Origin of the sequence: Glycomyces sp. L485 (assembly GCF_022548875.1) — a bacterium.
In the GTDB taxonomy this organism is placed as follows: domain Bacteria; phylum Actinomycetota; class Actinomycetes; order Mycobacteriales; family Micromonosporaceae; genus Glycomyces.
In genome coordinates this window covers 43,324-55,607 of sequence record NZ_JAKZEW010000018.1, presented here as the reverse complement: position 1 = coordinate 55,607, position 12,284 = coordinate 43,324, and the positions used below count along the sequence as shown (strand labels likewise).

General features: G+C 68.6%; 11 protein-coding genes. 4 read left to right on the top strand and 7 right to left on the bottom strand.

All coding sequences use genetic code 11. From position 1 onward, the window contains the following. The first annotated feature begins 2 nt into the window (after positions 1-2). The gene (locus tag L0U85_RS11100) at positions 3-491 is read left to right on the top strand and encodes a hypothetical protein (RefSeq protein WP_241377823.1); all 489 of its coding nucleotides are present in this window, start codon (positions 3-5) and stop codon (positions 489-491) included. Between the two features lie 75 nt (positions 492-566). Here the strand turns inward: L0U85_RS11100 and L0U85_RS11095 are convergent, their stop codons facing one another. After that, positions 567-2,822 (bottom strand): glycoside hydrolase N-terminal domain-containing protein, encoded by a 2,256-nt coding sequence (locus L0U85_RS11095; protein WP_241377822.1) that lies wholly within the window; start codon positions 2,820-2,822, stop codon positions 567-569. A 179-nt stretch (positions 2,823-3,001) separates the two neighbouring features. On the opposite strand from L0U85_RS11095, the gene L0U85_RS11090 reads away from it, so the two are divergent. Together L0U85_RS11090 and L0U85_RS11085 are read left to right on the top strand one after the other, a co-directional pair. Further along, complete coding sequence (locus L0U85_RS11090; protein ID WP_241377821.1) at positions 3,002-3,697, top strand: LPXTG cell wall anchor domain-containing protein; 696 nt, start codon at positions 3,002-3,004, stop codon at positions 3,695-3,697. Between the two features lie 367 nt (positions 3,698-4,064). Next, the gene (locus L0U85_RS11085) at positions 4,065-5,453 is read left to right on the top strand and encodes an NCS2 family permease (RefSeq protein WP_241377820.1); all 1,389 of its coding nucleotides are present in this window, start codon (positions 4,065-4,067) and stop codon (positions 5,451-5,453) included. A 55-nt stretch (positions 5,454-5,508) separates the two neighbouring features. On the opposite strand, the gene L0U85_RS11080 is transcribed toward L0U85_RS11085, so the two are convergent. Both L0U85_RS11080 and L0U85_RS11075 read right to left on the bottom strand, forming a co-directional pair. Beyond that, complete coding sequence (locus tag L0U85_RS11080; protein ID WP_241377819.1) at positions 5,509-6,690, bottom strand: ABC transporter permease; 1,182 nt, start codon at positions 6,688-6,690, stop codon at positions 5,509-5,511. Beyond that, positions 6,687-7,556, bottom strand: a complete 870-nt coding sequence (locus tag L0U85_RS11075) for an ATP-binding cassette domain-containing protein (protein ID WP_241377818.1) — start codon at positions 7,554-7,556, stop codon at positions 6,687-6,689. The genes L0U85_RS11080 and L0U85_RS11075 overlap by 4 nt, the downstream gene beginning before the upstream one ends. Positions 7,557-7,790: 234 nt before the next feature. Here L0U85_RS11075 and L0U85_RS11070 point away from each other — a divergent pair, with 234 nt between their 5' ends. Then, positions 7,791-8,240 (top strand): Hsp20/alpha crystallin family protein, encoded by a 450-nt coding sequence (locus L0U85_RS11070; RefSeq protein WP_241377817.1) that lies wholly within the window; start codon positions 7,791-7,793, stop codon positions 8,238-8,240. 82 nt (positions 8,241-8,322) lie between these two features. On the opposite strand, the gene mgrA is transcribed toward L0U85_RS11070, so the two are convergent. The 4 genes from mgrA to L0U85_RS11050 all read right to left on the bottom strand — a co-directional run bounded on the left by mgrA (position 8,323) and on the right by L0U85_RS11050 (position 12,119). Then, on the bottom strand, positions 8,323-9,312 hold the full coding sequence (gene mgrA, locus L0U85_RS11065; protein WP_347177419.1) for an L-glyceraldehyde 3-phosphate reductase: 990 nt from the start codon (positions 9,310-9,312) through the stop codon (positions 8,323-8,325). 19 nt (positions 9,313-9,331) lie between these two features. After that, positions 9,332-10,018: a response regulator transcription factor gene (locus tag L0U85_RS21310; RefSeq protein ID WP_026932309.1), complete on the bottom strand. Its 687-nt coding sequence runs from the start codon at positions 10,016-10,018 to the stop codon at positions 9,332-9,334. Between the two features lie 13 nt (positions 10,019-10,031). Beyond that, entirely contained in the window at positions 10,032-11,273 is a 1,242-nt protein-coding gene (locus L0U85_RS11055) for an ATP-binding protein (protein ID WP_241377816.1), read from the bottom strand. Positions 11,274-11,366: 93 nt separating this feature from the next. Beyond that, the gene (locus tag L0U85_RS11050; protein WP_241377815.1) at positions 11,367-12,119 is read right to left on the bottom strand and encodes a phosphoglyceromutase; all 753 of its coding nucleotides are present in this window, start codon (positions 12,117-12,119) and stop codon (positions 11,367-11,369) included. Positions 12,120-12,284 lie beyond the last annotated feature (165 nt).

Sequence of the window (12,284 nt, the reverse complement as noted above, 5' to 3'; positions counted from 1 at the left end):
CCATGCGATACAAGATTGTTGCCGCGGTTGGACTCGCGGCCGCCGCGGTCGTCCCAGCCTCGGCCGCGGCCTCGACGCCCGATTGGCTGACGGTCGCGTCAGTGGAGACGGGCCCGACGCCGGTGTCGGAGCTGTGCGGCGAGGAGTCCGCAGGTCCGGCCGTCGATCCGGCCTGCCGCAGCGTCTTCGACAGCGGCCGAACCGGTCCCGAGGCGTTCGACCGGGAAGTGCCCGAGGTCTCGGAGGCCCCCGGTGGCATGTCGCCGGTGGCCGACGTCGACCTGAGGAACTTCGCCCGCTGGAAGGTGTGCGGGGTCTCTGTCGGTTCCTCCGGCGGCGTTCAGGATTGCGACAATTCCGTCAGCGACGAGCGTGAACCGGTGGGATCCGACAGCGGGGTCTCACTGGTGAACGTGGACGCCACCGGCGCCTTCCATTGGAGCGTATGCGGCGTCACGGTGTTCGGGCACGAGACAACGACCGCCTGCTGACCCGAGAACAGATCTTCATACCGTTCATACCCAACGGCCGGGACCCTCAGAGGGTCCCGGCCGCCCTTTCGCGTATCAGAGGCTCCAGCGCTCCCCGGCGTCCAGCCGCACCTCGCGTTCGTCAGAGCCGGGCACGGCCACCCGTACGCGGGCCAGAGCCGTGGCCTCGAGTTCGAGTTCGGTGACTTCGCCCGCGGCCCAGCACAGCCGCCGGACGGTGACGCCGCCGCGGGCCCGCAGCCCTTCGACCGCACCGTCCGGCCAGGCGCTCGGCAGCGCCGGCAGCAGCTCGATGAGCGGCACGCCGTCCTTCGAGCGGTGCGACTGCACGAGCATCTCGGCGATCGCGGCGGTCGTCCCGAAGTTGCCGTCGATCTGGAACGGCGGGTGCGCGCACAACAGCGACGCGTAGACCCCGCCGTCGGCGTACTCCACTTCGGACGTGCGGAAGCCGACCGGCGTGAGGAACTCCCCGAGCAGCGCGTGCGCCCGGTCGCCGTCGCGAAGCCGCGCCCACAGTGCCGTCTTCCACGCCAGCGACCACCCGGTCCCGGCGTCGCCGCGAGCCTCCAGGCTCCGCTTCGCCGCCTCCTGCAGCTCAGGCGAGTCCGCGAACGACGTGCCCGGGTAGAGCCCGTACAGGTGCGAGACGTGCCGGTGGTGCACCTCGGCCTCCTCGCGTTCGTCGGCCCACTCCAGGACCCGGCCGTCCGCGCCGATCTTCACCTCGGTCAGGCGCGGCAGCGCTTCCTTGACCTCGGCGACCACGGCGAGGCTCTCGCCGTGGACGGTCTCGGCCACGACGTCGGCGGCTTCGAGCACGAACTCGAACAGCTCGCGCACGAGCGTCGCGTCCATCGCCGTCGTCTCGTCGATCGCCGAGTTGCCCTCCGGCGTGACGAACTCGTTCTCCGGGCTCGACGCCGGACTCGTCACGAGCCGTCCGTCCGCGCCTTCGCTGAGCCGGTCGAGCGCGAACCGCGCGGCGCCGAGGACGACCGGGAATCGGTCGGCGAGGAACTCCTCGTCGCGCGAGAACCGCCAGTGCTCGGCGAGGTGCATGCACAGCCACAGGCCCGCCATCGGCCAGGCCGCCCAGCACGACCTGTCTCCGACCGGCGTGGTCAGCCGCCAGAAGTCGGTGTTGTGGTGGCAGCACCAGCCGCTGGCGCCGTAGAGCTCCCGCGCGGTCCCGGTCCCGGTGCGCGCCAAGTCGTCGACGAGGTCGAACAGAGGCCCGTGGAACTCCGGCAGCGCGCACGTCTCGGCCGGCCAGTAGTTCATCTCCACATTGATGTTGGTCGTGTAGTCGCAGCTCCAAGGCGGCGTTACCTCGTCGTTCCAGATGCCCTGGAGGTTCGCCGCCTGCGTGCCCGGTCGCGACGACGCGGCCAGGAGATACCGGCCGAACTGGAAGGCCAGAACCCCGAGCGCCTCGTCGGCCTCCCCGGCCGCGCGCCGCCGCAGCCGTTCGTCCGTCGCCGCCGTCGGGGAACCGCCGTCGATGGTGAGCCGCACCCGGTCCATGACCTCGCGGTGCGCCGCGACGTGGTCGTCGAAGACGGTCTTCCAGCCGTTCGCGGCGGCGTGGCGCGACTCGCGCTGCACGGTCGGCAGCAATTCATTCGCGTCGATCCCGGAGCGCATCGCCAAGAACACCACGGCTTCGCGGCAGCCGGTGAACCGGTAGCCGCCGTCCCGGGGCGCCAGATCGCCGTCGCAGCGCAGCTGCGCGTTCAGGCAGATGCCGAGCGTCCCGGTCTGATCGGAATAGTCCGGCACGCCGTCGGCGACGCTGCGGGGCGCGTGGCCGGTGAAGGTGAACTCGTCGAAGTCGGCGAGCGTCGAGCCGCTGCGGTGCGGCCATTCGAAGTCCAGTGACAGCTCGAACGCCTCGTCCGCGCTCCAGCGCAGCGCCAGCACCCCGAAACGCTCCGAGGCCAGCGCCTCGCAGCGCACCCGCCCCCGCTCCACGGTGGCGACGCCGTCGTGCAGATCCAGTTCGCGCCGTTCGGGTTCGGCGTCGTCTGAGTGGACGATGCGCAGCGCCCCGGCAGGCTGGTACGCCTGCACGTTCGCGCCCTGCATCCGGGTCAGCAGCTGGTCGGCGGCGAAGTGGTCGCCTCGGCGAACCGCCTCTGCGGCCTCGGCGGCGATGCCCGCGACCCCTGCTGGCACGGCCCAATCTCCCGTGCCCGACCAGAATCCGTCTTCGTTCAGAGTGATCCGGGGTCCGACGAGCATCGCGCCGATGCGGCCGTTGCCGATCGGCAGTCCCTCGTGCCAGGCCCGCGGGGCGCCGTCATAGGTCAGTTTCAGGTCGTCCGACATGCCTCAAGGATTTCACTCCGGAGCCCTCCGGGCGCACCGGGCGGACCACTCCCCATCATCCGAACAGCTCGTTATTCAAACGCAATGCAACCTCATGTGTCTCTCTCGCGTTCACATACTGCCCACATCGAACCCGGCACGTTTGATCCAACGGCAGATCGATAACGGAGAACCCAAACGTGAAAATCAAGCAACCCTTCAAGAGGCTCGGAACGCTGGCCGCAGCAGGAGCGGTCGGAGTGGCAGGAACCCTGATGTTGGCCACCGCCGCGGAGGCCGACGACCACACCATCCCCCTCAACGAAGCCCACAAGGACCAGACCGCGGACTCCGAAGAGTTCGAGCAGCTCTGCGGCGAGGACGAGCACATCCCGGCCGACAAACCCGCCGACTTCGACGGATGGGTCTTCGTCCTGCCCGACAACGGGGACTTCGTCTCAGTGACCGCTACATTCAGCGATGGTGAAGGTTCCACGACGACGGTTGACGCCGAGCTCGTCCCCACCGGCAAGCCAAGCGACCCGAACTACAAGCATGCATACATCGGCCTGCCTGCCGGCTGGATCCTGCTCGACGCCGACGCCGAGGCGGAGACCTCGGCGAAGTTCTTCAACGTCACGCACGCCTGCCCCGGCGAGCCCACCGACGTCGAGACCTCGCCCACGCCCGAGGAGTCCGAGACGCCCGGCGAAGAGACCACTTCCCCCGGCGACGACGAGACCAGCCCCGGCGAAGCCTCGACCACGCCGACCGCCACGCTGCCCACGACCGGCAGCCCGCTGACCGTCACCCTGGTCGCGGCCGCCGCGCTGGCCGGTGCCGGTGCCGTCCTGTTCCTCGTCATGCGTCGTCGTCAGGCCGCACAGGACTGGTAGCAGGGGTTTCACGAATCCCTGCGGCCGTTACCGAAACGTTATGCAACCGAGTGAAGCGCTCCCGCGTTTAGCAACTGTCTCAGGGAAGACATCCCCAGGACTACCGCCCGCTGCTTGACGGTGCGGTCCTTGTCGAGCCCCCGGAATCCTGCCACCGGGGGCTCGGCCCAAGACGCCCCGGAACCGCCCCCCTGGTTCCGGGGCGTCATTTCGTCTCAGATCGCCTCGCACCCAACCAAGGGGCACTCGCCATTCCGCCGCGAACACGGTAGATTACCGGCAGATTCATCGCCGAATCCGATCATCCACCGCTCCCGAGGTGCCAGCTGCCCGGCATCCAAAGCACCTTTCAAGGAGATGCCCGCCTATGGCAACCGAAGAGAAGTCGCGTCCCGCACAGGGCGCGCTCGACCGCTACTTCCGCCTCAGCGAGAACCGGACTTCCTGGAAACGCGAAATCCTCGCCGGCACCACCACCTTCCTGGCGATGGCCTACATCCTGGCCGCCAACCCCGGAATCCTCAGCTTCGGTCTCGCCGAGGCGCTCGGCGAGGGCGATGTCGACGCGGGCTTCGCCACCGGGCTCGTCCCCGACCCCGGCTCGATCTTCACCGCGACAGCTCTCGCCGCCGCGCTCGGGTGCCTGGTCATGGGCCTGTGGGCCCGCTATCCGATCGCGCTCGCACCCGGCATGGGCCTGAACGCGTTCTTCGCCTTCAGCGTCGTGCTCACCATGGGAATCCCTTGGCAGACCGCCCTTGTCGGCACCTTCGTCTCCGGCCTCATCTTCTTCGTCCTCGCGGTCACCGGTGTACGCGAGACGATCATCAACGCCATTCCGGCGCAGTTGAAACTGGCCACCGGGGCCGGCATCGGCCTGTTCATCGCCTTCATCGGACTCCAGGGCGGAGGGATCGTCACAGGCGACGGCGCAACCCTCGTCGCCCTCGGCGACTTCACCTCCGCGCCGGTCCTGCTGACGCTGTTCGGCCTGGTCGCCACCGCCGTCTTCCTGATCCTCGGCTGGAAGGGCGGGGTCCTGTACGGGATGCTCGCGACCCTCGTCCTCGGTGTCGCCACCGGCCACATCCCGCTGGAGCTCCCGGACTCCTCGCCGAATCTCGACGCCTTCGGCGCGGTCTTCTCCGGCATCGACGACGCCTTCACGACGAAGATGATCATCGTCGTCCTCACGATGCTGTTCGTCGACTTCTTCGACACCGCCGGGACTCTGTTCGCCGTCGCCGGACAGGCGGGGATGCTCAAGGACGGCAAGCTCCCTCGCGCCGGCCGCGCGCTGGCGGCCGACTCGATCGCCACGATGGGCGGCGCCGTGCTCGGCACCTCCACGACGACTTCGTACATCGAGTCCTCGGCGGGAGTGTCGGTGGGCGGGCGCACCGGGCTGACCGCGGTCACCACCGCCTTCTGGTTCCTGATCTCGCTGTTCGCCTTCCCGGTGTTCACACTGGTGGCGGGCTACGGCGAGGTCACCGCCCCGGCGCTCATCATCGTGGGCGTGCTCATGGCCAAGCAGCTCGGCGGCATCGACTGGGCCAAGCTCGAATACGCCATTCCGGCGTTCATCACGGTCGTCGCGATGCCGCTGACCTACTCGATCGCGAACGGCATCGCCCTAGGCCTGCTGTTCTACCCGATCACCATGATCGCCAAGGGCCGCTGGAGAGAGGTCCACCCGATCACCTACGGCCTCATGGTGGTCTTCCTCGGCTACTTCTTCTTCCTGGTCGAGTAGTACCCGGACACCGCGGCGGCCCGGCTCCGATGGAGCCGGGCCGCCGCGGTGTCCGCTATGCGGCGCGCCTGAGCGCGTCGGTGAACTTCAAGCGCGAGCCGGTGTGCAGGATGCTGCGCTTGTAGAGGGTCGCGCCGAGGACCAGCGCGCCGAGCGCGCTGACCACGAGCAGACCGATCGACACGGTCACCTCCCAGACCGGAGCCTCGGCGACGGCCATGCGGGTCGGCATCGCGATGGCCGAGAACGGCGGCACGATCGACAGGCCCCGCGCGATCAAGCTGTCGGGGGCGTTGAGCAGGAAGATCGAGCCGAGATAGGCGATCATCAGCGCGGTGGTGAGCGGTGCGAGCACCGACCCGGCCTCCTCCTGGCGCGAGACGAGGGACCCGACGCCGCCGGCGAGCGTGCCGTAGAGCGCGAACGCCAGCACCCACCAGCCGAGCGTCGACAGCGCCGCGGTGGCCGTCCCCTCCGGCAGGTCGGGCAGGAGTCCGGTCGCGGCCGAGACGCCGAGGCCGGTGGCGATGATGGCGACGAGGTTCACCGCCGCCACCACGCCGAGCCCGATGACCTTGCCGCCCAGCAGTTGCCACGGCTTGAGGCTGGTCAGCAGGATCTCCACGATCCGGCTGGACTTCTCCTCGACGACGCCCATCGCGATGTACTGCACCGGCATCATGAGCATGAAGAACATGACGACCGAGATGATCATGCCGGTGAAGTAGTCTAGCGCGCTGTCGACTTCGGCGTCCGACAAGGTGACCGTCTCCAGCGGTTCGGTGGCCAGCGCCTGCTGGATTTGGCTCTGGTCGAGTCCGGCGTCCTCCAGTCGCGTCTGGACCGCCGCGGACTGGTAGACCGATTCGAGGACGGCCCGGAGTTCGCGGTCGGCGCCGCTTTCGACGTAGAGCCTGCCGTCTGCGACGGCTGCGTCGACCTCTGCGTCGCGGACGGCCGTTTCGGCTTCGTCGACGGATCCGTAGACGGTGAGCTCGTAGTCGGGGTTGGCCTCGAGTTGCTGCTCCATCGCCGCGGCCTCATCGCCGGCGAGGCCGATCCTGGTGGTGTCGTCGCCGGAGAGGATCGTCGGAAGGGCGGCGAGGACGCCGACGACGAGGATGGTGACGGCGACGCTGATGATGTTGGCCTTGGACAGGCCGCGCACGCGGATCTCGCGGCCGGCGACGAGCCAGAGGCCGCGCAGGTTCGACGTCTCGGTGTTCTTGGGGCTCATCGGGCGACCGCCTCTCGGAAGATCTCGGCGATGGTGGGCTGGTCGTAGGCGAAGTGCGTGACGCGGCCCGCGCCCATGGCGGCCTGGAGTACGGCCTGGTCGTCGGCGTCTTCGACGAGGTAGTCGTCGCCGTCGCGCACGACGGTCCCGGGGAGGGCCGCGGTCAGGTCCTCGGCGGTCTCGACGCTGACGCGCAGCTGCCTGGTCTCGCGCTTCTTGAGCTCGGTGACGGTGCCGGAGGCGATGATGCGCCCGGAGGCGATGATGGCCACGGAGTCGCAGAGCCGCTCGATGAGGTCGAGCTGGTGGCTGGAGAACAGGACGGGGGCGCCGTCCACGGCCCGCTGCTTGAGGGCGGTGCCCATGACGTCGACGGCGAGGGGGTCGAGGCCGGAGAACGGCTCGTCGAGGATGAGCAGTTCGGGGTCGTGGACGAGGGAGACGGCGAGCTGGACGCGCTGCTGGTTGCCCAGCGACAGGTCCTGGACGTGGTCGTCGGCGCGGTCGGTGAGATCGAGCTGTTCGAGCAGGTCGGCGCTGGACCGCTTCGCTTCGGCGCGGCTCATGCCGTGGAGTTCGCCGAAGTAGGCGATCTGCTCGCCGACCTTCATCTTGGGGTAGAGGCCGCGTTCTTCGGGCATGTATCCGACGCGGACGGTCTTTCCGGGGAGTAGGGGCGAGCCGTTCCACAGGGCCCGGCCCTCGTCGGTGGCGAGCACGCCCATGGCGATGCGCATGGTGGTGGTCTTGCCGGCGCCGTTGGCGCCGACGAATCCGACCACTTCACCGGGTTCGGCGGACAGCGACACCCCGTCGAGGGCAACGGTGTCGCCGAACCTCTTCTTGAGGTCCTGTATTTCGAGCATGTATTCACCCTAAAGTGACGGCAGGGCCCGCACGTCCCCCAAGCGAAGGATTCCCTTCACACCCGTCTCCTTCCCGAGGACGACTTGCATGTCGGCTTGTCACGGAGCGGCTTCGCGCACCGCGGCTCGAGGCTTGGCGTCGATCTCGGCTCATTCGGGGAATCGGACTTGCGTGAAGGATTTTCGCCATAGCATCGGCGCTGAAAGCGCGATTCGAGACCACTGGGAGGATCTATGGCAAGGCTGCCGGCCAGGAGAGGGTCGACGGAGCGGGTGGAACCGATCTCCTACTTCGACGACTTCCCGGCCTACATGAACCGCATGATGGGTTCGTTCTTGCCGTCCATGGACGTCACCGAGCAGGCGTGGACGCCGCTGGCGGACGTGAGCGAGAACGACAAGGAGTACCACGTCGACATCGAGGTTCCAGGCGTCGATCGCGACGAGATCGCGATCGAGATGGAAGGCCAGGAGCTCACCGTGAGCGGCGAGTACCGCAGAGAGTCGCACATGGAGGGCAATGCCCGCCACTCGACTCGGCGCAGCGGCCAGTTCGAGTACGCCGTGCGCCTGCCGCACGGCGTCGACGCGGACAAGTCCAGCGCCGTGCTGGAGCACGGCGTGCTGTGCCTCACCATCCCGAAGACGACGTCTCCGGGCCACAAGAAGATCAAGATCAAGTGAGCACGAAAGCCCGCGGGACCCCGCGGGCTTTCCTCGTGCCCGCAGGCGCCTGTGGCGTCCGCGCCGCACGCGGCCGCCGTCGCTATCCGACGGCGAACTCGTCGATCGCGGCGAGTTCGTCGTCGCCGAATTCGAGGCCGGCGACGGCGCCGACATTGTCCTCGAGCTGAGCGACGCTGCTGGCCCCGATGATGACGCTGGTCATGCGCTCATCGCGCAGCGCCCAGGCCAGAGCGGTCTGGGCCAGCGACTGGTCGCGGCCGGCCGCGACCGCGTTCAGGCCCTTGATGCGCGCGAGCGCGGCCTCGTCGAGGCGGTCCTTGAGCCAGACGTTGGTGTCCATCCGCGAACCCTCGGGGATCCCGTCGAGATAGCGGTTCGTGAGCAGTCCTTGAGCCAAGGGGCTGAACGCGATGCACCCGGCGCCGACCTCTTCGAGGGCGTCGAGGAGCCCGTCGCGCTCGGTCCAGCGGTTGAACATCGAGTACGACGGCTGGTCGATGAGCAGAGGGGTCCCGAGGTCTGCCAGGATCGCCGCGGCCTCGCGCACCTGCTCGGCGTTGTAATTCGAGACGCCGACGTACAGGGCCTTGCCCGAGCGCACGATCGAGTCGAGCGCACCCATGGTCTCCTCGAGCGGTGTGCCCGGGTCGGGCCGGTGGTGGTAGAAGATGTCGACGTAGTCCAAGCCCATCCGCGCGAGCGACTGGTCGAGCGAGGCGACGAGGTACTTGCGCGAGCCGTGGTCGCCGTAGGGGCCGGGCCACATGTCGTAGCCGGCCTTGGAGGAGATCACCAGCTGGTCGCGGAACGGCCGGAAGTCGGCGGCCATGTGGCGGCCGAGGTTCTCCTCGGCCGAGCCGTAGGGCGGCCCGTAGTTGTTCGCCAGGTCGAAATGCGTCACCCCCAGGTCGAACGCCCGGCGCAGGATGTCGCGCTGGGTCTCGAAGGGCCGGGTGTGCCCGAAGTTCTGCCACAGGCCGAGCGAGATGGCGGGCAGCTTCAGGCCGCTGCGCCCCGAGCGGCGGTACGGCATGGACTCGTAGCGGTCGTCCGCGGGAAGGTAGTTCACGACCGACAGCGTATCCGCATCAGGCGTGCGGATCGAACTTGTAGCCGAGCCCCCGGACTGTCACCAGGTGCCTCGGTTTGCCCGGCTCGGGCTCGATCTTGGAGCGCAGGCGCTTGACGTGGACGTCGAGGGTCTTGGTGTCGCCGACGTAGTTGGCCCCCCAGACGCGGTCGATGAGCTGGCCGCGGGTGAGGACCCTCCCCGCGTTGCGCAGCAGCATCTCCAGCAGCTCGAACTCCTTGAGCGGCAGCTGGACGTCGCCGCCGCCGACCGAGACGGTGTGCCGGTCGACGTCCATGCGGACCGGTCCGGCCTCCAGGACGGTCACGATCGGGTCGTCGGGCTCGGCCGAGCGGCGCAGGACCGCCCGGATGCGCGCGACAAGCTCGCGCGAGGAGTACGGCTTGGTGATGTAGTCGTCGGCGCCCAGCTCCAGACCCACCACTTTATCCACTTCCGAGTCCCGTGCGGTGACCATGATGATCGGTACGTTCGAGTTCGCCCGCAGCTCCCGGCACACCTCGGTCCCGGACTTCTCGGGAAGCATGAGGTCGAGCAGGACCACGTCCGCGCCGGTGCGCTCGTACTCCTTGATGGCGGCGTCGCCGTCGGCGGCGACGGACACCTCGAAGCCCTCCTTGCGAAGCATGTAGGACAGGGCGTCGGAGAACGATTCCTCGTCTTCAACTACGAGCACGCGGGTCACGGGTCAACCTTCCCTAGCAGACTTCGTCGGATTTGTTGATTTCAACCGGCTCCGGTGCCTTGGTGTCGGCCGGTAGGGAACGCGCAGGCAACATCAAGGTAAACACTGAACCAGTATCGGGCATACTGGACACCTCTACACGACCCCCGTGATTCACCGCGACGTGTTTGACGATAGCCAATCCGAGACCGGTGCCGCCAGTGGCTCGCGAACGGGCCGCGTCGACCCGGTAGAACCGCTCGAAGATCCGGTCCAGCTCCTCCGGCGCAATGCCGATCCCCTCGTCGCGCACACCGACGCAGACCGTCTGCGACTTGGCCACCGAGCCGCTCGGCCGGCACAGCGACGTCGTCACCTCGACCGACGTGCCCTCGGGTGAATACGCGATGGCGTTGTCCACGAGATTCTTCATCGCCGTCACCAACTGCGACTCCGAACCGAGCACTTCGAGCCCCCAGACGCCGTTCACCTTGAGCTCGATGTCCTTCTTCTCGGCGGCGATCCGCGTCTGGTCGAAGGCCTCGGCGATGATCCGGTCGACCGACACCGGCTCGGGGTCGGGCAGCTTCTCGGCGCCCTGGAGGCGCGAGAGCTCCAGCAGATCGCTGATGAGATGACTCATGCGCGCCGACTCGGTCTGGATGCGGTCGGCGAAGCGGGCCGCCGCGTCGGGGTCCTCGGAGGCGTCCTTGAGCGCCTCGGCCAGGATCTGCATCGCCCCGACCGGAGTCTTGAGCTCGTGGCTGATGTTCGCCACGAAGTCGCGCCGCACCCGCTCGACGCGGTGCAGCTCGGAGATGTCCTGGAGCTCGACCACAGCGATGCCGTCGGCCAGCGGAGTGATGCGCGCCCGCACCGCCGAAGGCTCACCCATCCCCGGGGGAGTGACGTCCAGCTCCGCGTCGCGGAAGCGGCCCGAGCGCCTGGCCTGGGCCAGCAGCGCCCGCAGCGTCAACGACGTGATCTCGGCGTCGTCGACCAGGCCCAGGTCGCGGGCCGCGACGTTGGCGTACAGGACTCGATTGGCCTCGTCGACCAGGCACACGCCGGTGCGCAGCAGGTCGATCGCCGCCGCCCAGGGCCTGCGGTCACGCGGGACGCTCGCACTGTGGCGCGGCGACGGCTTGCGGGCCTTGCCCAGCGCGAACGCCGCCGAGGCGGCGCCGAAAGCCGCGCCGGCGGCCAGGCCCGCCAGCGCGCGTGCGGTGGTCTTGCGGAGTTTCGACCGGCGAGGGCTCGCATCGTTGTTCGGCACGATTCCAGCCTAAACGCGAATCGGCCCGGCGTCGAACGCCGGGCCGATGAGGCAGTCACCCTCCGTTAACCTTCGCGGAAGGGAAACAGCAGGTTACTTCTTGCCCTGGGCGGCGACGGCCGCGGCGGCCGCGGCGGCGGCCTCGGGGTCGAGGTACTCGCCGCCGGGGACGGTCGGCTTGAGCGTCTCCTCGTCGAGCTCGTAGCGCAGCGGCATGCCCGTGGGGATGTTCAGGCCGACGATGTCCTCGTCCGAGACGCCGTCGAGGTGCTTGACCAGCGCGCGCAGCGAGTTGCCGTGCGCGGCGACCAGCACGGTCCGGCCGGCCTTGAGGTCGGGGACGATGCCGTCGTACCAGTACGGGAGCATCCGCTCGAGCACGTCCTTGAGGCACTCGGTCTCGGGCCGGATCTCGGGCGCGAGATCGGCATAGCGCGGGTCGTGGGCCTGCGAGAACTCCGAGTCGGCCTCGATGGGCGGCGGCGGGGTGTCGTAGGAGCGGCGCCAGGTCGTGAACTGCTCCTCGCCGAACTCGGCGAGCGTCTCGGCCTTGTTCTTGCCCTGAAGGGCGCCGTAGTGGCGCTCGTTGAGCCGCCAGTGGCGCTTGACGGGGATCCAGGAGCGGCCGGCCTCGGAGAGGGCGAGCTCGGCGGAGTTGATGGCGCGGCGCAGCACCGAGGTGTGGACGACGTCGGGAAGCAGGTCGGCCTCGGCAAGGAGCTGCCCGCCGCGGCGGGCCTCCTCCTCGCCGGCGGCGGTGAGCTTGACGTCGACCCAGCCGGTGAACAGGTTCTTGGCATTCCATTCGCTTTCGCCGTGGCGAAGCAGCACGAGAGTAGCGGTCATACCCCTATCCTGCCGCGCCGCCGCAGGCAGCGGGGCCGCCTCGCCCACGCGATGTGTCCGGCGTCGCTCTCGGTCCTTGGTGTCGAAAGCGGCGAAACAGTGATTAGCATCGATACCAGGGGGTACACCTCACATGCAGACAATGGACGATCGGCCGCCGCGCGA